We start from the raw sequence: 21,231 nt of genomic DNA, 5'->3' as shown, positions 1-21,231 counted from the left end.
GTGACGATAGCGAAGTGGAACCACCTGAACTCATACCGAACTCAGAAGTTAAGCACTTCAGCGGCGACAATAGTTGGGCCTGCCCCTGCCAAGATAGCACGTTGCCGGGTCCTTTTTTTTATCCAGTAATTGATACTGGATTTTTTTGTTTATATAGTGTCCTTTTCAGACGTTTTTATTAATACCATTGTATTTTTATGTACAGAATCTTATAGTATATTAAAGAGGTGATCAAAATGTCAGAAACTATAAAAAAATTTGATGGTGTTTCATTTGATACAAAGGAAAAAACGATGATGATTGAAAATGGCACAGAAGGTACATACGATTATCGGAAGATTAAAAGAGCTTTGGTTTTAAATGAAAAGGCTAAATTTAAAGGAAGTCAGCCTCCTTTTACTCAGCTTTTACCGCATGGTCCTGGCATTCCGGCAATTTTGACAGATCCATATGTTTACGTTGGTGTCAAGATCGTAATGGATGATGAAACAATTCTTTGTGTTTATACTTCCAAAGAGAAGACGCAGACGGGTACTAATCAATATATTGAAGATCGAAAACGTGCGAAAGAAATAGAAGAATTTCTTTTAAAGATTATTCATAAGTATCATACTAACGATTCAAATGATTGAATACTATGCAGAATCCAAAGTTAATTCTGTTTGATTCTGTAGTATTTAATACGACAGATAAGACAATGCATATTTTAGATGGATCTCTGGGTTATTATGATTATCGCTATATAAAAAGGGCTGTCATTCTCAATGAAAGAGCTAATCATCGAGGTAAATCTACTCCTTTTTTGGCTGTGGTTCCGAAGGGACCTGGACGTCCGGGAGTCTTATTGTATTCTTTTCTATATGTTGGCATCAAAATTGTGATGGCAGATCATTCGATATTGGCTATTTACATTTCCAAGGAAAAAACACAGGTTGGAACGAATCAATATTGGGAAGATCAAACAAAGGCAAAAGAAATCTTGATGCTTATTCAAAAAATCATTCATAAGTACGCAAAGGAATAGGCCTATCCGGGTGGATAGATCTCTTCCTTTGTTTTATACTGTATACGGAGGAGATATGAAACGAAAATTAAATATAAAACACTTACTTTTATTATGCATTCCTATATGTTTGATCATCACATTGTGCTTATCCATGCTGCATAGAAATGCTTCGCCTTCCAGTCATTCAGAACCGAGTACATCATCAAAACAATCGAATTTGTCTTTAGAACGCTTTTTAGAGATTGCGATTGAACCGGTCGGACAAACGATGTATGTCTGGGGCGGAGGATGGAACGAAGAGGATACCGGTGCCGGAGTGGAAGCCGTCACTATTGGTGTTTCTGATCACTGGGCCTCTTTTTTTGAAGAACAGGATGCATCGTATGATTATCAAAATACCTTGTATCAGATTCACGATGGATTGGATTGTTCCGGTTATGTAGGATGGGCTATCTATAATCTCATGCAGACTGAATCGGGGCAAGAAGGATATGTAATGAAATCTGGTGAGATGGCGAAGGCATTTGCGGACTTTGGGTGGGGTTCCTATACGCCCAGAAATGCTGTCTCCGACTTTAAACCTGGCGATATTATGTCGAATGAAGAACATGTGTATATTGTTTTAGGCGTTTGTGAAGATGGAAGTGTTTTGTTGGTGCACGCATCGCCTCCTGGTGTCCGAATTTGCGGAACCGATTTGGATCAGACAGGGAACTCGGATGCAATCGTGTTGGCACAGCAAACCATGGCAGAACAGTATCCGAAATGGTTTGAAAAGTATCCGTCTTGTTCTGTCGATGTTTCGTATTTACATAATTACGATCAGTTTCGATGGAATACAGATACACTTTCAGACGCATCAAAAATACAAGCGCTTGATGCTTCCGATATTATAAAAAGTCTCTACAACGAGTAGAGATTTTTTTTAATGAGTGTAAATCCATACAAACTGACAAGAATTTCTGTGACGGGAAAAGAAAGCCAAATACCGGGAATGCCAAGGGTAAACGCAAGAAGCAATGCCATCGGAACAATCAAAATCAAACTACGTAACAGAGAGAGGATTTGTTCATACACTGTCAACTGTGTAGAAGAAAAAGTAATCGATGTAATGATATTAAAACCGGCAAACGGACAGGCAATGAAATATAGAACAATTCCCTGATTGGCTAAGACTTGTAAATGTTCATTTTGTTGTGAATTGAAAATTGTCGTGATTCCATCGGATTTCCACACTAAAAAGAGAAAGACAAATATAGCATAGACTAGCATGGTTTTGATGGCATATCCATATATTTTTTGTAAGGCTCTATGGTTTTGTTGGCCATAGGCTTTGGATAGGATGGGTTGGATTCCCTGGGCAATGCCGGTAAAGACAGATAAGACCACTAAGGAAATATTTGCGACGATACCATAAGCGGCTACGGCCGTATTGCCATCTAAATGCATAAAAAGCATATTAAACAAAATGATCACGATGGCAGAAGCTGCCTCTGTCACAAGAGAAGGAAGACCCATAGATACGATTTGTAGCGCTTGAGGCATGGAAAAAGTACAGCGTGAAACATGAAAGGTATTCTTTTTTTGAAGAAAGTGCATAGAAGTGATGCATAAACTGATGATCGGTGCTAAACCGGTCGCAAAGGCAGCTCCAAACATTCCCCAGCCACAAGGAAAGATAAAAACCCAGTCCAAGAGAATATTGGAAAAACTTCCAATGATCATACCAGCCATGGAGAGTTGTGGGGAGCCGTCATTGCGATCAAAACATAGACGATCGCAAAAAAGGCGCCAAGATACAAAGCATACATAAATGCCTGGTTAGCACGATCATGCTCGTTCTGCCCTTTTAGAATGGAAAATTTTAAACTGGCTCCCATGCCAATCATGAGCCCGGTTCCATGAATGAAACTATAAATGGGGATTGCCAAATTTAGAGCGGTCAGCCCGTTAGTACCTAATCCCTGGGATACAAAGAAGGTATCGGCCAGTATATAACAGGATATGGCAATCATTCCCAGCACATTGAGTGATACGTATTTACAAAATGTTTTGAACATTGTCTGATCCTCCCCAAAAAAAAGCATCGATGTTCATATCTTCAAAGGCCTACGATATGAACTTCAATGCTTGATTAACCGGCGGTAAATAGTGATTGTATTGAATCATGAATAAATTTGAGTGTCAAATTATTTTTGAACTTTTGTCTTATGAAACGGTTCAATGGAATTAACGTCGTACGGTGTATCTTGATACACGATGAAGTTTAACCAGTTGGAGTACAGTAAATTGGCTCCACTTTTCCATGTGACAATTGGATCTTGTGTATCATCATCGCCTGGATAATAGTTTTCCGGTACTTGAATGGGAAGCCCTTTTTCTTTATCGCGTAAATATTCTTTTTCTAACGTTCGACGATCGTATTCAGAATGACCGGTGATGAAAATTTGACGGCACCCTTCAGTAGCACAGGCATATACACCGGCTTGTTTGCTGCTGGCCAAGATTTTTAAATAGGGACAGTCTTCAATTGCCTGGGTTGCATTGGCGGTATGGCGCGAATGCGGAACCATGAAGCTATCGTCAAATCCACGAAAAAGGATAGAGGATTTACGAACAACCTGATGTGGAAATACACCAAACAGCTTTTTTGGAAGCTGTATTTTAGGAATTCCATAGTGATAATAAAGACCTGCCTGTGCACCCCAACAGATGTGAAAAGTCGAATGCACATGTGTTTTTGACCATTCCATAACTTCGCATAACTCATCCCAATAGTCGACTTCCTCAAACTCTAAGTGTTCTAAAGGTGCACCGGTGATGACCATACCATCAAAATAACGATCTTTAAAGGCATCAAATGCTTGATAGAATTTGAGCATATGTTCGTGTGATACGTTTTTTGATTTATGATTTTTCATCTGCATGAGTTCCAGCTCGACCTGAATAGGCGTATTTCCTAATAAACGGGCAAGCTGTGTTTCGGTTTCAATCTTTGTGGGCATAAGATTTAAAACTAAGATATAAAGGGGTCGTATATCTTGGGTTGTAGCCCTGGTTTCATCCATGACAAAGATATTCTCGTCGGTCAGTGTTCGAGTGGCTGGCAGTGCATTAGGAATCTTAATCGGCATAATGGCCTCCTAAGCATTCAATGCTTGATCAATGTCATCGATTAAATCTTGTGCGTCTTCCAAGCCACAGGAGAAACGAACCATATCAGCACTGATACCGGCTGCTTTTAATTCTTCGTCATTCATTTGTCTGTGGGTCGTGCTGGCAGGATGAAGGCAGCACGTACGAGCATCCGCTACATGGGTTTCAATAGCCGCCAGTTTTAAATGTTTCATGAATTTTTCGGCTGCACTTCTACCACCCTGGATTTCAAAGCTAACGACACCACAAGATCCTTCAGGCAGATATTTTTGTGCTAAATCGTAGTAGGTATCCCCTTTTAATCCACTGTATTGAACCGAACGAATTTTTGGATGTTTGGATAAGAATTGAGCCACGGCCAATGCATTTTGACTGTGACGAGGCATACGAACATGCAGGCTTTCCAGACCCAGATTTAAATAAAAAGCATTTTGAGGAGACTGTATACAGCCTAAGTCACGCATCAGCTGAGCGGTTGCCTTTGTGATATAAGCTCCCTCCAAGCCAAAACGTTCGGTATACGTAATGCCATGATAGCTTTCATCAGGTGTGGTCAATCCAGGGAATTTATCCGGGTATTTGGTCCAGTCAAATTTTCCGGAATCCACAATACATCCACCGACGGCCACTCCATGCCCGTCCATATATTTAGTCGTGGAATGTGTGATGATATCGGCTCCCCATTCAAAAGGACGACAAAGGATGGGGGTTGCAAACGTATTGTCCACGATCAAAGGGACTCCATGAGCATGGGCTGCCTGTGCAAATTTTTCGATGTCTAAGACGGTTAATGCCGGATTGGCGATGGTTTCTCCAAATACAGCCTTTGTGTTTTCTTGAAAAGCGGCATCCAGTTCTTCACTAGAACAATCTGGATCCACAAACGTAAAATCGATGCCCATACGTTTCATAGTAACCGCAAACAAGTTATAAGTTCCGCCATAAATACTATTGGATGCGACAATATGATCTCCGTTTCCGGCAATGTTGAAGATGGCAAATAGATTGGCTGCCTGGCCACTGCTTGTCAACATGGCGGCTGTACCACCTTCTAACTCGGCGATTTTAGCAGCTACTGCATCATTTGTGGGATTTTGAAGGCGAGTGTAGAAATACCCGCTAGCTTCCAAATCAAATAATTTTCCCATATCCTCGCTGGTAGCATATTTAAATGTTGTGCTTTGTACAATGGGAATCTGACGAGGTTCTCCATTACCTGGCGTATATCCGCCTTGTACACATTGAGTTCCAATTCCTTGATGTTTCATATAAAGTCCTCTTTCCTATATATAGGTTTATTTTAATTTTCCTTGTTTAGATTGTCAAAATATATTCACGGATCTAAAAGAGAGTATGGATTGTAATACAGTAAGAATGTGTTAAAATACTGTAACTGACCGCAATACTAAAACGGTCAAAAAGGAGAATAGGATGATGAAAAGAGCGAAAATGTATATTGTATATATATGTATTATATGTTGTGTTTGTTTGGGTGGCAGTTCTGTCTATGCACAATCAGAAGCACAGAATATCGATATCCAACCCGATAATGTACATCAAGAAATTACGTATGGGATATGGAAACTTCCGGATTCATGGAAATCAATCTTTTTGAATCGAGAAACAGATGCAAAAGGGCAGAAACAATATGATCAGACCTTAAAAGAATTGGATCAACAATCTCAAAAAGAACTGGATTCCTCTTATACACTTATCAATGCTTCTTTTAAAAGTGATGAAAATGGAAGCCTTCACTGCTCATTGGAAAAAGGGGTGTACTATGTTCGTCAAATGGATGCCACAGACACTTTACAAGTAGTCTCGGTCTTGTTTATCAGTCCATTGTCACAAACAAGTAATGTGATCCATCCGAAAGTGATTGTATCATCAGATGCATCTCATCCATCCGCGCCAGATTTTAAACAAGAAGCTTCTAGTAAAGGGGCTTCTACAAGTGCAAATCTGGATCAAAAAATATGGTTGATGTCGGGTATAGTCGCCTTAGGAATCGTGGTATGGATCATTTGGAGAAGAAAGGGGAGTCGCAGATGAATAAAAGAAAGAAAAAGCTATATAGCAGTGGTTTATCATTTTTAACCGCATCCACGATGTTGATACAGACAGTGGGGGTGCAGGCACAGGAAACGGAATCGTCTTCTGCCAACGAAGCTAATACTTCTTCTCTTCCATCGGAAGATTCATCGAAAGTCGAAACCAATCCGGATTTGAATACAGAGAAAAAACCAGAAGAGCAGACTTTGCCGGCTGCAGAAGATGTACAACCGGTTGAAGAGTCACCGGCTACAGAGGCGGTTGGAAGTGCGAATGCTATTGATATGACACCTACGACAAACACCATTGATCATGAGATTTCTTATACATTGGATCCTGTGGGATTGAATTGGCCAAGTGCTGATAATAAGGCGGCACAATTTCAGGTTTCATTGATGGTCAAAGGATATGAGTCTTTTACGGTTTATCTGCCGGCAGGTCTATCGGAGGTGAATCATGATACACCGGATGGTTATAAGGTTGTAAAGTCGATGGATCAAAACAATGGTACCCTCTTGACATATACAAACAGTTCTCCCAATGATGCTTTGATTACTTTTAATGTGTCTTATAAGTTTGGATTGTATCCATATGGTTCTAACGGCAATTATAACAACTATCAATTTGCCCCGGGAAACACGGATTTAAAAGTGATTGTAGAGGCACCGAGTGCACATTTAGAAGGAACCATTCATGTCAACAACCCGGAAACCATGGATTTTGTGGCAGATGTAAAAAACAATGCCCGACCGGATAATACATTTACAGCCGATGGCAAATCCATTTACACTTTTACTATGGATATCGTACATGATCCTGCACGCAATGATCCTATCATGGGATTTGGTGTAGCCAACAACCCAACGATGAATGGTGTGATTCACGTACCAAAGGGATTTGTATTAAAAGGGGCCTCGATGCATAATTGGTGGGGCAATTCCAACAATATTGACTCGGATGAAAAAAATGTACCGGGGATTCCAACAGGGGTATCTCAACCGGACGGACCTGGCGGAGATATTGTGATTACTAATATACAAGGTGCAGGTTACAGCAACTATCCCGTATCTCACCATTATTTTTATGGTTATTTTGAAAAAGGTACTCCGAAAGGTACCTATCAATTTACACCGGAACTAACCTTGTCCCCTAAATTTTTAGGTGGAGGTGAAATGACAGTACCGGTTCAAAATCGAAATCTATCGACGGTGATTCTTGGTCAGGCCAACCCTGGTGTTATGACGGGTAAATATGGTTTTGTTCTGGAAGGCTATAGTAAAAATGATGTGGATCTCGAACATGAAGGATTTTATGCGAAATCCATCAGCGATGAATATAAAGTGACAGGTTTCTTGACCGGGAAAACCGACAAACCTGGTGTGAATGAGAAAATGCCGTATATTGGTGTGGATTTTGAAGATGAAAAAACGAACCAAACCAATACTTTGCGTACCTATAAAATTACACTTCCGCAAAATTGGTGTGGAAATATTACGGATGTGATTATCAGCACGGGAGTAAGAGGAAGTGTTTCTCAATCGAACAATGAAGGAGACAATGGACCTTTTCAAATTACTTTGGATACAGGTGAAGTCATTGAAGTGAATTCTATTAAATCAAGCAATGCCCAGATTGATGCTGCTCTTTCCAATGGAGCCCACATTGTCAGCATTGAAGGAGAAGCCAACATTTTACCAGGCAACAATATTTCTATACGATTAAAAAATGCGGTTATTGAAGATGGAACGTACCAAAGTGGTCAGCAGGTTCCCATTCAAATACATGTTCATAGTGTAACATCGGATACGGATATTGATGTCGTAGGGCATTTAAAATATTTTGATGACTATGCGATTGCGGGTACGGCTTATAGTATTGCGAATAGTATGAATTATGATATGAGTGGAACCTATACCCAGGGCCAATTGATTTCAGGTAAATATGGATGGTCTGGCTTGGGGATGGAAACAGCTGTACCCGAGGATACTGAAAATAAAATCATATTGCCTGAATCGGCCATTGACCGCCCTCATTATGTGCGCTTACCTGTCGTTCAAGTACGAAGCATTGCCCATCAAGCCATTGATGTAGATTATTCTAAATTGGGGGATTATGGATGGACACATCCGGAAAGTAAGAAAAAATATTATCCCGTGATTACTGATTTAGGCATCGATGAAAGTGGAGAACATGTGACGCAATTTGATTTTTCAATGTATGAGGTCAACGTGCCTAAAAATGCTAATATGGGTTCGTTTTTCTATCCAAATCAGATTCCATTTAAAGTCAGTGACATGGCTGTATCGGCTCAAGGAACAACGGACTGGGTCACTCGTGTGATTGATCAAAATGATCCTGCCACGCATCCTAAATATGGCGGAAAAGTATACGATGGAGGCAAAGGGAAAGCATGGAAAATTACGATTCCAACCATTGTAGGCTTTAAAAATGGGGTGTCTGGTGAAAAAACAAGTCTTACAGCCTATTATGGACAAGGAGCAGGAGCAGCCGGCTTTGATCGTGGTGTTAAAAGTGATACTAGCGATGATAAACCAAAAGGAATTCTTCGTTTAGCAATCACCAATAGTACAAACTATGACTATATCAATGGACAGGCGATTGCGATACTGCCTAGAAATGATTCGTATTCTTTGGTGTTGACAGGACCAGGAAGAGTAGAAACTGTTGGCACATTGTACTATTCTACAAAATCGCTTGACCTGCCAAAGGCAAATTCCAATGTGAAGATCGAATTAAATTCTGAGGATTGGATGACAGAGGATCAAGTGAAAGATTGATCCAGTATTCGAAGTGTGGCATTAAACTCTTCCGCCATTCAAACCAAAGTACAGATGGTTGCCTATTTGCCAATTCAAGTTGAAAATATCAATGATCAAAGTATCGGACAAACAGCTATTATACCAACTTATAGTTATGCCCATAACGATGATCAGGGATTGGGCACTTTAAGCAATCGAACGGATTTAGAAACGAAGATTTATGGTACGCCGCAAATCCATGTTTACTACAAAGAAACCAAAGATGGGACCACTCCAACAGATGTGAATGTTGCGGATCCGAAAGTGATTACGGGCCGAAATACAGATGGTACAGGAGCCTCTTATGATTCTTTTACAACATCTCCTGTTGATGTGGAAGATTATACCTATGTAGGATTGGCGCAAGGAAAAGAAAAGGGTACGCTAGATGATCAGACACAGGATGTTGTTTATTTTTATAAACAAAAAGAATACAAGGTGACGGTACACTATATTGACATAACGGGGGTAAGTCCTAAGGACACATGGACACCAAGTGATGGTACCGAAGTGGATAGCTTGAAACAAGAACTTAACGGTGTCAAAAATGAAACGTACCAAAATGAGGTGCAGGCACCAGCAGGATATCAAATTGTCCAACAAGATGATGCGGCTGCACAGGGAACCTTTACAGGGGAAATGGATGCGTATGTCTATATCAAAGCGGATACCCAAAAAGTGGTTTATACGATTATCGATGACAGTGCTAAGAAGACTTTAGAAGATAAAGTGTCTTTTGACAGCGGTCCTTCAGGAACTAACTTACATAAAACACAAAAGGATTTCGATGCGATAATCAAAACTTATACCGATAAAGGATATGAAGTGGTTTCACAAAATGAACTACCAGGTACCTTTGATAGCGATACTTCAAAAGATCAAGAGATTGTCGTTCATCTAAAACATGCGACTGTTACGGTGACACCGGACCATCCACAAACCCCTGGAGATCCAATCGATGGTAGTGAGTCAAATTGGCCGGATGGAGTGGATCAAGTTTCTCTTCAAAAATCAATCACACGAACGATTGATTATGTAGATGGTTTAACCAAGGACAAAGTAGCGGATTCGGTAACACAAACGGTCACATTCACCCATCATGTGGTTGTGGATAAAGTAACTGGTGAAGTACTAGGCTATGATACCAATGGAGATGATACGGTGGATACCACAAATGCAGACGATGCCTGGATGACAGATTCCAATACCTGGGCTGAAGTAACATCACCGGATTTATCTTTGAAAGGATATGAGGCACCTGATGTTTCCAAAGTCGATGAAAAGGTTGTGACATCCAATACAAGTGATGAAACCGTTACAGTTACCTATGATCGTTCCACACAAAAGGTGGTTTATACGATTATCGATGATACGGCTAAGAAAACATTGAAAGATAAAGTTGAATTTGATCATGGACTTTCGGGCAGCAAATTATCTAAAAAGAAGGCTGATTTAGACACCATTGTCAAAGTCTATACGAATAAAGGCTATGAAGTAGTTTCACAAGATGAAGTACCGAGTGCATTTGATACAGACAAATCAACCGATCAAGTAATTACCATTCATCTAAAACATCCAACGATTACAGTGACGCCGGACAATCCACAGACACCGGGTGGACGAATTGATGGCAGTGAAGGAATTTGGCCAAGTGAAGCAGGAAAAGAGGAACTTACGAAGACCATCACCAGAAACATTCATTATGTGGATGGATTGACAAGGGATGAAGTTGCTGATTCTGTAACGCAAAAGGTGATATTTAACCGTCATGTGATCATTGATAAGGTAACAGGCGCTGTATTGGGGTATGATACCAATCGTGATGACCAAGTCGATATCACAGATGCCGACGATGCCTGGATGACAGACTCCAATACATGGGCTGAAGTGACATCACCGGATTTATCTTCGAAAGGATATGAAGCACCTGATGTTTCTAAAGTCGATGAAAAGGTTGTGACATCCAATATAAGTGATGAAACTGTTACAGTCACCTATAATCGTTCGATGCAAAAAGTGGTATATACCATTATTGATGACAGTGCTGATACGACTTTAGAGGATAAAGTTGCATTCGACAGCGGTGCTTCAGAAACCAACTTACATAAAACACAAAACGATTTCGATGCGATAATCAAAATCTATACCGATAAAGGATATGAAGTGGTAAATCAGGGTACTTTACCAACTGCATTTGATACGGATTCATCTAAAGATCAAGAGGTTGTGGTCCATCTAAAACATGCGATCATTACAGTGACTCCAGAGGATCCAAAGAAACCTGGACAACCAATCGATGGCAGTGAATCGAATTGGCCAAGTGAAGCCGGAGCAAATGCTTTATCGAAGACCATTACTCGTACCATTGATTATTTGGATGAATTGACAAGTGATAAAATCGCCGATTCTGTAAACCAAAGCATGACTTTTAAACGTCATGTGATCATTGATAAAGTGACAGGTGAAGTACTAGGCTATGATACCAATGGGGATGATATGGTAGATACCACAAATGCCGACGATGCCTGGATGACAGACTCCAATATATGGAATGAAGTCATTTCTCCGGATTTTAGTGACAGAGGTTTTGGAACACCAAGTCTAGCAAAAGTAGGTAACGAAACAGTCGATGTCTTTATGGATTCCAAACAAATCAAAGTGTTGTATCCTCATACGTATATCACGATTACACCGGATAATCCACAAACACCTGGAGAACCAATCGATGGTACGGATATGAATTGGCCGGATGGAGTGGATTTGGATTCTCTTCAAAAATCAATCACACGTACGATTGATTATGTAGATGGTCTAACTCATAAGAAAGTGGCTGACTCTGTTACACAAAAAGTAACATTTAATCGTCATGTGATCATTGATAAAGTGACAGGTGAAGTACTAGGCTATGATACCAATGGGGATGGTACGGTGGATACCACAGATGCCGACGATACCTGGATGACAGATTCCAATACCTGGGCTGAAGTGACATCACCGGATTTATCTTTGAAAGGATATGAGGCACCTGATGTTTCCAAAGTCGATGAAAAAGTTGTGACATCCAATATAAGTGATGAAACCGTTACAGTTACCTATAATCGTTCGATGCAAAAAGTGGTATATACCATTATTGATGACAGTGCTGATACGACTTTAGAGGATAAAGTTGCATTCGACAGCGGTGCTTCAGAGACCGACTTACATAAAACACAAAACGATTTCGATGCGATAATCAAAACCTATACGGACAAAGGCTATGAAGTGGTTTCACAAGATGAACTACCAGGTACCTTTGATAGCGATACAACGACAGACCAAGTGGTAACCATTCATCTAAAACATGCGACTGTTACGGTGACACCAGACCATCCACAAACCCCTGGAGATCCAATTGATGGTAGTGAGTCAAATTGGCCGGATGGAGTGGATCAAGTTTCTCTTCAAAAATCAATCACACGAACGATTGATTATGTAGATGGTCTAACCAAGGAAAAAGTGGCCGATTCGGTTGAACAAACCATTACATTCACTCGTCATGTGGTTGTGGATAAAGTAACTGGCGAAGTACTAGGCTACGATACCAATGGAGATGGCATGGTGGATACTAAAAATGCCGACGATGCCTGGATGACAGACTCCAATACCTGGGCTGAAGTAACCTCACCGGATTTATCTTCGAAAGGATATGAAGCACCCGATGTTTCCAAAGTCGATGAAAAGGTTGTGACATCCAATACAAGTGATGAAACCGTTACAGTTACCTATGATCGTTCCACACAAAAGGTGGTTTATACGATTATCGATGATACGGCTAAGAAAACACTGGAAGACAATGTTCTTTTAGATACCGGACCTTCCGGAGCATCTTTGAACAAGACTCAGGAGGATTTGCAGAAGATTGCAGATGGCTATGGTACAAAAGGGTATGCGATCGTGAGCGTGGATACACTGCCGGAACACTTTGACATAGATCCATCCACTGATCAGGTTGTAATCATCCATCTGGAACATACGTATGAAACAATCACTCCTGACAATGCGAAAACACCGGGAGATCCTATCGATGGCAGTGAAAGTGTCTGGCCTAAAGAAGCAGGCAAAGAAAATCTTCAAAAATCCACTACACGAACGATTGAATATATCGATGGAATGACAAAAGAAAATGTAGCGGATTCTGTGGAGCAGACAGTTGAATTTGAACGACATGTGATCATTGATAAAGTGACAGGCGAAGTGTTAGGATATGATACCAATGATGATAATCAAGTAGATACCGAAGACCCAGATCAGGCTTGGATGCATACAGATGGAGAATGGAGCGAGGTTGTTTCTCCAGACTTGAGTTCACAGGGATATGAAAAACCTTCCATGGAGAAAGTGGAAGCAGAAAATGTCGATCCCTCTACGGAAACTAAGACGATCCAGATCGTCTATGAAATTTCTAATCGAATCATTCTTCCTTCTACGGGAGGAATAGGTTCTCTATTCTATACGATATCAGGTCTTATATTGACAGGAATCGGTTGGAAGGGATTCCGAAAGAATAAAAAGAAATAAGACAGGCAAAATAGCCTGTCTTTTTAGAAAAGAATATGAAATTTAAAAAATATATTTATATAACATTGATTGTTTTGGGTGTTCTTTTAGTACTTTATCCAATAGTACATCATTTTGAACATGAGCAAAGTAGTATGCAAAGTACTAATGATTTTGAAGAATATGTTCAATCCATACAAGATAAAGATCGAGAACAGCTGGCAAAGGAAATAGAAAAATATAACCAATCGACTTTAAATCAAAGTGTAAGTGATCCATACTCTTCCGGTCAGGAGGTATACAAGATCAATGATCGGCTGGCCGCTCATGATGTAATTGGAGAAATCATAATACCAAAAATTCAAGTTAAAGAACCTATTTACGAAGGAACATCGGATACCACCTTACAAAAGGGGATTGGCCATTTGAGTGGTACATCGTTTCCATCTGGTGGTATAGGTACACACACTATGTTGGCAGGCCATAGAGGACTACCAGGTGCTGCATTGTTTTCTAGATTGAACGAATTGGAAATTGGAGATACTTTTTCTATTTATACAGTCAAAGGACTTCATACATATAAAGTGATTTCTATAGATACCATTTTGCCGGATGCGTTTCAAATGGAACCTTTGGACGTGAACCAGGATTTAGCCACCCTTGTGACGTGTACCCCTTATATGATCAATTCACACCGATTATTAGTGACTGGTACAAGAGTAGAAGAGAACGCAAATGTAGATATACAGAGGCCCTTGTCTATACATTGGATAGTATTGGCAAGTATTGGAGCTTTATTGGTGGCAGGTTGGATATTGTGTTGGAAAATAGGATGTCGAAGAAAGTGAAACCATGTATAATAGGGACAAAGGAGATTGCCTATGAAATTGTTTGCTTCGGATTTAGACGGAACTTTACTGAATAGAAATCATCAATCGGATTATCGAATCAATGAAGGTATTGAAAAAATATTTGAAGCGGGACATATTTTTACTGTGTGTACCGGTAGAAACTTATCGTTAACCCGTTCTGCGGGTTTGGTAGATACCTTTCTGATTGGTATGAACGGCGCTTGTATTTTAGATAAAGAGGGACATATCATTTCTTCACATCCAATGGATAAAGAAACTATCCGGCTTCTCTTATTTGAAACGCCGTATAAATTTGAATACCAGACATTCGATGAAATTTATACGACAGGGGATGAGGAAACTTTCACGAAGATATATATGCAAAATCAAAGAATGAGAAATCGGGAAGTTCAAAAAAATATGGCAAAAAACTTGAGAAAATATCATTTTCAATGTGATCCTTTTGATATTTTATCGAAAGACATTTATAAAGTGAATCTGCATTGTACGCATGAAGACATGTATCAAGAAATTGAAGAATTATCAAAACACTATGCGGATAAAATTGTCAATGCACCGAGTGTGACTAGTTTAGCTGAAATAACAGGTTTTGGTGTGACAAAAGGAAATGCGGTCAAAGAACTTGCAGATTTTCTTCATATTCGTGATGAAGATGTGTATGTGTATGGAGATGGGTTAAATGATCTATCGATGTTAAAGCGTTTTGAACATTCCTATTGTCCATCTACAGGTACTGTGCAGGCTAAAGAAGCAGCAAGCCATCAAATTGGTCCATATGATGAATACTCTGTAATATCACATATGTTGGAGAACTTGTAAAATGTACATTCGTTCTTATAAGGAAGAAGATGCGCCAATTTTACGCGACTTATTTTGGAATACAGTGCATACGGTGAATGCAGTCGATTATACCAGGATACAATTGGATGCGTGGGCACCTGTAGAATACGATCGTAATGCGTGGAATCAGCGTTTTTTAGATCACACTACGTTTGTTGTTGAAAACGATGGTCAGATCGTTGGCTTTGGGGATATAGATGCACAAGGGTATCTGGATCGATTGTTCGTACATAAAGATCATCAAAATGAAGGAATTGGCACTATGTTATGTGATGCCTTGGAAGCTTTGGCAACGAAAAGAGTTATCACACAAGCTTCTATAACGGCAAAGCCTTTTTTTGCGCATAGAGGCTATCGATGTATACAAAAACAAATAGTGTATGTACGAGGTGTGGTGATGGAAAATTATTGGATGGAAAAAATCATTTTATAAGCAGGTTTTATGTGAGAATTTGCATAGATACCTTAAAATCTCTTATTTGCATAGTGTTTCAATGTTATAATGACAAGGTGCATATGGGAGGTTGTTATGGGGAAAAATAAGAATTGGTGGAAAGATTTAATTTTTGTAGTATTAGGCAACTTGATCATTGCTTGCGAAGTTGCGTTCATTGTATTGCCAAATCATTTACTAGATGGAGGAATTGCCGGTTTATCTGTGGCTTTACAACCATTAGTTCCAGTAGATCCAGTTTGGATGATCAATATTTTGACTGTGGGACTCTTTATTTTAGGATTTATTTTTTTAGGAAAAGAATTTGCTTTGAAGACAGTGGTATCAGCCATTGCCTATCCAGTGCTAGTTACGCTTTTATCGGCAGTGGTAGAACAATTCCCTGCAGATACATTTGTTATGCCTGATTATTTGGCGGCAATTTATGCCGGTGTGTTGGCAGGGTTTGGCCTGGGATTGGCGTTTCGAGCCGGTGCCAGTACAGGAGGAATGGATATTCCGGCCTTGATTATACATAAGTATGCCCGGTTGTCCTCTGGAAATTCTGTCATGATCGTGGATATTTTAACGATTTTATTTGGTGTGATAACCTATGGTCTTCAAAAGGCACTGGTTGGAATCATTACTGTGTTTATTTCTGGTCAGGTTATCAATAAAACAGTCCTGTTAGGTTCACAGAGTGCCAAGAACGTTATGATCATTTCATCAAAGTGGGATGAAGTTCGTGATTATTTAATGAATACGATGAGCCGTGGAGTAACGATTCTCTCTGGAAAAGGTGGTTATACACAACAGGAACGTCCTGTTGTAATGTGTGTGATTTCTCGAAAAGAATATCCTTTGGTGGAACAAGAAATCAACCGGATTGATCCAGCCGCTTTTATGGTTGTCAGTGATGTCAATGAAATTCATGGTTCTGGTTTTACTTTTGAGGATGGAACGATCAATCGTAATGTATGGTAATTAAAAACAGGAAGCTGAAGTGAACCCAATTATTTGGACACTGTAATTGTTTTTCTAAAGTTGAAGGGATTGATTCTGTATTCTACAGGAGTCAGTCCTTTTAATTTTACAGTGATCCTCTGCGTATTGTAATATTCGATATATTCCTCCATGGCTTTCTTTATCTCTTCTAACGTATGGAAAGTATGCTCGTATCCATAGAACATTTCGTTCTTCATTTTTCCAAAGAAATTCTCCATCAATGAATTGTCCAGACAGTTGCCTTTGCGGGACATCGATTGTATGATTCCTTTTTCTTTAAGGTTCTTATGATATCCGGTCATCTGATACTGCCACCTCTGATCGGAATGCAGGATCTCTTCGTCTTTCTGTCTGATGATGGTATCTTTGTTGTTAGAATCAACGAGTTTTACTTTTCCACTACAGTATACCCGTTTTCTTTATAAGATTTCATCCCGTTATACAGAATTCCATGACTGGACAACCCATATTCAATAGCCGTTTCATTTATGGAGCGATGTTCCATGGATACTTTATTGATGATCTCCAGCTTTAATTCAGGAGAATAATATCGATTTTTTCTTTTTCTGAGCACATCTTCACCATGCCTGTCTAAAAGACGAATAAGATATTCTATCGTATGCTTATTTACATTATATAATTTGGCTAGATCAGATATTGTCATGCCCTGTTTTCTCTTATGGTAGATTTCCAGTCTTTGATCATTTGTCAGCTTTGACATAATAAAAGCGAACCTCCTTTTGTTTGGTGTCCAAACTTTGGGGTTCGCTTCAAGCTTCCTGTTTTTTTAAGAGAGTTCAAACATACCGGTATAAAGCTGATAATATACACCATGCTGGTCAATCAGCTGTTCGTGATTTCCACGTTCAATGATTTGTCCATGATCTAAAACGATAATGACATCCGCATTGCGGACTGTGGATAAACGATGGGCAATCACAAATACAGTTCGCCCTTCCATCAATTGATCCATACCTTTTTCAATCAACTGTTCTGTTCGCGTATCGATGGAAGAAGTCGCTTCATCTAAAATTAATACCGGAGGATCGGCCACGGCAGCACGGGCAATGGCTAATAACTGTCTTTGTCCGGTGGAAAGATTGCTGCCATCGTTATGAATCATAGTTTGATAGCCTTGCGGTAATCGGCGAATAAAGGAATCCGCATTGGCTAATTTGGCTGCGCGAACGCATTCATCGTCTGTGGCTTCCAGATTCCCAAAACGAATATTATCTAAGATCGTACCGGTGAATAAGTGAGTATCCTGTAGTACGATACCCAAAGATCGTCTTAGATCGGCTTTCTTGATGAGCTTGATATCGATGCCATCATAAGTAATCGAACCATTTTGAATGTCATAGAAGCGGTTGATCAAATTGGTGATGGTTGTTTTACCTGCACCGGTTGCACCGACAAACGCAACTTTTTGTCCAGGTTTGGCATATAGGGAAATATCATGCAGAATCGTTTTCTTTGTCGTGTAACCAAAGCTGACATCGTGAAAACGAACATCTCCCTGCAGTAAAACGTATTCAATTCCTTGTTCTCTGGGGTGTCGCCATGCCCATTGTCCGGTATTTTCCTTGGTTTCGATGATTTGGTCGTTTTCTTTACGAATGCTGACAAGAGTTATTTTTCCCTGGTCAACTTCCGGATCCATATTCATCAATTCGAAGATGCGTTCAGCCCCGGAAAGAGATGTCAATAATAAATTCATCTGCATCGTAAACTGGTTGATTGGCATAGCCGCCTGCCGCACGAAAATTAAATAACTGGCCAAAGAACCGACATCCATTTGTCCTCTTAAAACCATGTACCCACCTAGTACGGATACAATCGCATAATTGACATAGGACAAGGATACGACCATCGGAACGATTGTTTGGGCATAACCTTGTGCTTTGGCACTGCTGCGCTGCAGATTTTTATTTAACTTTTCAAAAACTTTTTGGTTTGCTTTTTCATGATTAAAAACTTTGACGACTTTTTGGCCGGAAATCATCTCTTCAGTAAAACCATTGATATCTCCGATGTTTTTTTGTTGTAAAGAGAAATAAGATTTGCTTTTTTTACTGGAAAATTGGATATAGATAAACATGATGATGTAAAAAAGTACTACGATTAAAGACAATCGCCAGCTTAATACAAAGAGCAGAATCAAAGTACCAACTACCTGGATAAAGCTTTGAATCATCATCGCAAAAGAGTTGTTTAACGCATCCGATACCGTATCTACATCGTTGGTAAAGCGTGACATTAGTTCACCGTGTGAGTGAGTGTCAAAGAAGGACAATGGCAGTTTTTGCAGTACATGAAATAAATCTTGTCGAATATCTTTGACCACTTTTTGGGCGGCGACTGCCATGATCTGTGTATAGCCTAAAGCGGATAAAACACCAATCAAAAAGATAAATGCCATGAGCAGGATTTGAAGGAAAGCTTTATCTAACCCGGTGTTCAGTACTTCGTTGACCACAGGACGAATCATATATGTACCAAGAAGATTTCCTAATGCGGAAAGGGCAACCAGAATGCCGACTAACACAAATAAAAGCGCATGATTTCCCATATAATGCATCAGTTTACGAATGGTTTGGGTGATGTTTTGTGGTTTCATAGACTGGCTCCTTTCTGTTGTGATTCATATAAACCGCGGTAGAAATCACTTGTTTGCAGGAGTTGTTCATGAGATCCTTTCGCAGCAATCTTTCCGTCTTCCAAGATCAAAATTTGATCACAATGACTGACAGAGCTGACACGCTGGGCAATGATGATCTGTGTCAATCCATGAATTTTTGAAAGTGAATTTCGAATTGCGTGATCGGTATTAGTATCAACCGCACTCGTTGAATCATCTAAAATTAAGATCCTTGGTTTCTTCAATAAAGCTCTGGCAATACATAAACGTTGTTTTTGACCACCGGATACGTTATTTCCACCTTGTTCGATGTATGTATCGTATTGATCCGGCATCTTTTGAATGAATTCATCAGCACATGCGATTTTACAAGCCTCTTGAATTTCTTCATCGCTTGCGTTTGAATCGCCCCAACGCATATTTTCTTTAATCGTACCTGAGAATAAGGTATTCTTTTGTAAGACCATTCCCACTCTGTTTCTAAGATCTTCCAAATTCATATCACGAACATCGACCTGACCAATTTTGATGGAGCCTTCACTGACATCGTATAACCGGGCAATCAATTGTACCAAACTGGATTTGGCACTGCCGGTTGCTCCCATGATCCCTACTGTGGAACCGGCCGGAATATGCCAATCAATATCATTAAGCACGTATTCTTTGGCGTTTTGTGCATATTTAAAATACACGTGATGAAAATCGATGGAACTGTCCTTTGGCGTCAATGGAAGGGCACCGGAGATCAAAGTGACTTTTTCTTCCACAACTTGGGCAATACGGTTACAGGAAGCCAAAGAACGAGTAATCAATAAAAAGACATTGGAGATCATCATCAAAGAATTCATGATCTGAAGCACGTAGCTTAAAACACCGGTTAATTCTCCCACCTGCATTTGATTTTGTACAATTAAATGAATACCTAAGGTCATTAAACCAACGATGGCCATGTACATGGTCATTTGAAAGGCCGGGGTATTTAAAGAGGCAATATGGAAAGTATCTTGAGAAATTTTGGCAAGGTCCTGGTTCACTTTCTCAAATTGTTCTTCTTCATATTCGTCGCGCACAAAGGCTTTAATAGCCCGAATCGCCGTTAGATTTTCCTGAATCAAGCGATTGACGGAATCAATGGCTTTTTGTAGTACAGAATACATAGGGGCTACCTTTCTGACCACAAAAAAGAGAATGACAGCCAGGATCGGGGTGGTAAACAAGAAAATCACAGAAAGTTCTTTATTGATCAGAAAAGACATCAAAAGACCTAAAATTAATATAATCGGGCCACGGGCAAAAGGACGAATCCCATTGACCAGTGAATTCTGAATCACTGTCACGTCGCTTGTCAAACGTGTGATCAAAGAACTGGTTTCAAAGTGATCTAAATTGGCAAAAGAATAACTTTGAATTTTCTGATATTGTACAGATCGAAGCCTTTGACCAAATAAGGTAATGGCCTTAGCGGCATACCGAGCATACAGTAAACCAAAAATTAAAGATAAGATGGCACAGCCAATCATTTCAAGACCCTGTTCCATAAAAACAGAAGGGTCTTTTTGTGCAATCCCCACATCGATGATCTCTGACATCAACAGTGGGATAAAAACTTCAAATGAAGTTTCAATCGCAACACATAAAATAGAAAAAACAAAATATCGTCGAATACCTTTTGTATAGGCAAATAATACTTTTAAAGATGACATATGGAATCCTTTCGTTTTCAATATTATACACCTAAATTTTAACCTGGGTCGAATCCGTGTATATTTCCTATGGTTAGGAAAAATCTTATTTTTTGATTTTAGAAAAATAGCCTATAATATATAAGTTGTCTGGAAAGGAATCTTTATGCATACATTATTTTTTGATTTTGA

General features: G+C 39.6%; 17 protein-coding genes, 1 rRNA gene and 1 pseudogene. 11 read left to right on the top strand and 8 right to left on the bottom strand.

Annotation, left to right across the window (positions count from 1 at the left end; translation table 11 throughout):
* From rrf to ACTQX6_RS11960, 4 genes are all read left to right on the top strand, one after another.
* Positions 1–110, top strand: a 5S ribosomal RNA gene (rrf, locus tag ACTQX6_RS11975); the annotation flags it as partial.
* A 126-nt stretch (positions 111–236) separates the two neighbouring features.
* Positions 237–632 carry a hypothetical protein gene (locus tag ACTQX6_RS11970; protein WP_022789620.1) on the top strand — a complete coding sequence of 132 codons (396 nt, stop codon included), beginning with the start codon at positions 237–239 and terminating at the stop codon, positions 630–632.
* A 5-nt stretch (positions 633–637) separates the two neighbouring features.
* Positions 638–1,024, top strand: a complete 387-nt coding sequence (locus tag ACTQX6_RS11965; RefSeq protein ID WP_294688504.1) for a hypothetical protein — start codon at positions 638–640, stop codon at positions 1,022–1,024.
* A gap of 55 nt (positions 1,025–1,079) precedes the next feature.
* Positions 1,080–1,922, top strand: a complete 843-nt coding sequence (locus ACTQX6_RS11960) for a hypothetical protein (protein ID WP_272001493.1) — start codon at positions 1,080–1,082, stop codon at positions 1,920–1,922.
* Here the strand turns inward: ACTQX6_RS11960 and ACTQX6_RS11955 are convergent.
* The 4 genes from ACTQX6_RS11955 to ACTQX6_RS11940 form a co-directional block, all read right to left on the bottom strand.
* Positions 1,910–2,731 (bottom strand): MATE family efflux transporter, encoded by an 822-nt coding sequence (locus tag ACTQX6_RS11955; protein WP_294688505.1) that lies wholly within the window; start codon positions 2,729–2,731, stop codon positions 1,910–1,912. The genes ACTQX6_RS11960 and ACTQX6_RS11955 overlap by 13 nt on opposite strands.
* Complete coding sequence (locus ACTQX6_RS11950) at positions 2,728–3,066, bottom strand: MATE family efflux transporter (RefSeq protein ID WP_229035742.1); 339 nt, start codon at positions 3,064–3,066, stop codon at positions 2,728–2,730. Before ACTQX6_RS11950 ends, ACTQX6_RS11955 begins: the two co-directional genes overlap by 4 nt.
* Before the next feature lie 129 nt (positions 3,067–3,195).
* Entirely contained in the window at positions 3,196–4,140 is a 945-nt protein-coding gene (metA, locus tag ACTQX6_RS11945; protein WP_294688508.1) for a homoserine O-acetyltransferase MetA, read from the bottom strand.
* Positions 4,141–4,149: 9 nt separating this feature from the next.
* A complete protein-coding gene (locus tag ACTQX6_RS11940) occupies positions 4,150–5,430 on the bottom strand; it encodes an O-acetylhomoserine aminocarboxypropyltransferase/cysteine synthase family protein (RefSeq protein ID WP_294688509.1) in 1,281 nt (426 codons plus the stop codon).
* Between the two features lie 166 nt (positions 5,431–5,596).
* Here ACTQX6_RS11940 and ACTQX6_RS11935 point away from each other — a divergent pair, with 166 nt between their 5' ends.
* The 7 genes from ACTQX6_RS11935 to ACTQX6_RS11905 all read left to right on the top strand — a co-directional run bounded on the left by ACTQX6_RS11935 (position 5,597) and on the right by ACTQX6_RS11905 (position 16,698).
* The gene (locus ACTQX6_RS11935; RefSeq protein WP_195223006.1) at positions 5,597–6,214 is read left to right on the top strand and encodes a hypothetical protein; all 618 of its coding nucleotides are present in this window, start codon (positions 5,597–5,599) and stop codon (positions 6,212–6,214) included.
* Positions 6,211–9,012, top strand: a complete 2,802-nt coding sequence (locus ACTQX6_RS11930) for a hypothetical protein (protein ID WP_441657538.1) — start codon at positions 6,211–6,213, stop codon at positions 9,010–9,012. Before ACTQX6_RS11935 ends, ACTQX6_RS11930 begins: the two co-directional genes overlap by 4 nt.
* 15 nt (positions 9,013–9,027) lie before the next feature.
* The gene (locus ACTQX6_RS11925; RefSeq protein ID WP_441657537.1) at positions 9,028–13,590 is read left to right on the top strand and encodes a mucin-binding protein; all 4,563 of its coding nucleotides are present in this window, start codon (positions 9,028–9,030) and stop codon (positions 13,588–13,590) included.
* A 35-nt stretch (positions 13,591–13,625) separates the two neighbouring features.
* Positions 13,626–14,417 carry a class C sortase gene (locus ACTQX6_RS11920; RefSeq protein ID WP_294687156.1) on the top strand — a complete coding sequence of 264 codons (792 nt, stop codon included), beginning with the start codon at positions 13,626–13,628 and terminating at the stop codon, positions 14,415–14,417.
* A gap of 33 nt (positions 14,418–14,450) precedes the next feature.
* Entirely contained in the window at positions 14,451–15,260 is an 810-nt protein-coding gene (locus tag ACTQX6_RS11915) for an HAD-IIB family hydrolase (RefSeq protein WP_294687154.1), read from the top strand.
* Position 15,261: 1 nt separating this feature from the next.
* The gene (locus ACTQX6_RS11910) at positions 15,262–15,714 is read left to right on the top strand and encodes a GNAT family N-acetyltransferase (RefSeq protein WP_205142236.1); all 453 of its coding nucleotides are present in this window, start codon (positions 15,262–15,264) and stop codon (positions 15,712–15,714) included.
* A gap of 96 nt (positions 15,715–15,810) precedes the next feature.
* Positions 15,811–16,698, top strand: a complete 888-nt coding sequence (locus tag ACTQX6_RS11905) for a YitT family protein (RefSeq protein ID WP_117445535.1) — start codon at positions 15,811–15,813, stop codon at positions 16,696–16,698.
* A gap of 29 nt (positions 16,699–16,727) precedes the next feature.
* Here the strand turns inward: ACTQX6_RS11905 and ACTQX6_RS11900 are convergent.
* From ACTQX6_RS11900 to ACTQX6_RS11885, 4 genes and pseudogenes are all read right to left on the bottom strand, one after another.
* Positions 16,728–17,054: pseudogene (locus ACTQX6_RS11900) on the bottom strand (IS3 family transposase); the annotation flags it as partial.
* 53 nt (positions 17,055–17,107) lie between these two features.
* Entirely contained in the window at positions 17,108–17,440 is a 333-nt protein-coding gene (locus tag ACTQX6_RS11895) for a helix-turn-helix domain-containing protein (protein WP_441657536.1), read from the bottom strand.
* A gap of 66 nt (positions 17,441–17,506) precedes the next feature.
* On the bottom strand, positions 17,507–19,336 hold the full coding sequence (locus tag ACTQX6_RS11890; protein WP_117445536.1) for an ABC transporter ATP-binding protein: 1,830 nt from the start codon (positions 19,334–19,336) through the stop codon (positions 17,507–17,509).
* The gene (locus ACTQX6_RS11885) at positions 19,333–21,060 is read right to left on the bottom strand and encodes an ABC transporter ATP-binding protein (protein WP_294687151.1); all 1,728 of its coding nucleotides are present in this window, start codon (positions 21,058–21,060) and stop codon (positions 19,333–19,335) included. Before ACTQX6_RS11885 ends, ACTQX6_RS11890 begins: the two co-directional genes overlap by 4 nt.
* Between the last annotated feature and the right edge of the window lie 171 nt (positions 21,061–21,231).

Source organism: Faecalicoccus sp. LCP19S3_E2 (assembly GCF_052121255.1).
Taxonomy (GTDB): Bacteria; Bacillota_I; Bacilli_A; order Erysipelotrichales; family Erysipelotrichaceae; genus Faecalicoccus.
Note: the sequence above shows the minus strand (reverse complement) of the source record. Positions and strands in the feature narration are given on the sequence as shown.

Coding starts and splice junctions, on each gene's coding strand:
- ACTQX6_RS11970 (WP_022789620.1), top strand. CDS start 237: ATGTCAGAAACTATAAAAAAATTTGATGGTGTTTCATTTGATACAAAG.
- ACTQX6_RS11965 (WP_294688504.1), top strand. CDS start 638: ATGCAGAATCCAAAGTTAATTCTGTTTGATTCTGTAGTATTTAATACG.
- ACTQX6_RS11960 (WP_272001493.1), top strand. CDS start 1,080: ATGAAACGAAAATTAAATATAAAACACTTACTTTTATTATGCATTCCT.
- ACTQX6_RS11955 (WP_294688505.1), bottom strand. CDS start 2,731: ATGATCATTGGAAGTTTTTCCAATATTCTCTTGGACTGGGTTTTTATC.
- ACTQX6_RS11950 (WP_229035742.1), bottom strand. CDS start 3,066: ATGTTCAAAACATTTTGTAAATACGTATCACTCAATGTGCTGGGAATG.
- metA (WP_294688508.1), bottom strand. CDS start 4,140: ATGCCGATTAAGATTCCTAATGCACTGCCAGCCACTCGAACACTGACC.
- ACTQX6_RS11940 (WP_294688509.1), bottom strand. CDS start 5,430: ATGAAACATCAAGGAATTGGAACTCAATGTGTACAAGGCGGATATACG.
- ACTQX6_RS11935 (WP_195223006.1), top strand. CDS start 5,597: ATGAAAAGAGCGAAAATGTATATTGTATATATATGTATTATATGTTGT.
- ACTQX6_RS11930 (WP_441657538.1), top strand. CDS start 6,211: ATGAATAAAAGAAAGAAAAAGCTATATAGCAGTGGTTTATCATTTTTA.
- ACTQX6_RS11920 (WP_294687156.1), top strand. CDS start 13,626: ATGAAATTTAAAAAATATATTTATATAACATTGATTGTTTTGGGTGTT.
- ACTQX6_RS11915 (WP_294687154.1), top strand. CDS start 14,451: ATGAAATTGTTTGCTTCGGATTTAGACGGAACTTTACTGAATAGAAAT.
- ACTQX6_RS11910 (WP_205142236.1), top strand. CDS start 15,262: ATGTACATTCGTTCTTATAAGGAAGAAGATGCGCCAATTTTACGCGAC.
- ACTQX6_RS11905 (WP_117445535.1), top strand. CDS start 15,811: ATGGGGAAAAATAAGAATTGGTGGAAAGATTTAATTTTTGTAGTATTA.
- ACTQX6_RS11895 (WP_441657536.1), bottom strand. CDS start 17,440: ATGTCAAAGCTGACAAATGATCAAAGACTGGAAATCTACCATAAGAGA.
- ACTQX6_RS11890 (WP_117445536.1), bottom strand. CDS start 19,336: ATGAAACCACAAAACATCACCCAAACCATTCGTAAACTGATGCATTAT.
- ACTQX6_RS11885 (WP_294687151.1), bottom strand. CDS start 21,060: ATGTCATCTTTAAAAGTATTATTTGCCTATACAAAAGGTATTCGACGA.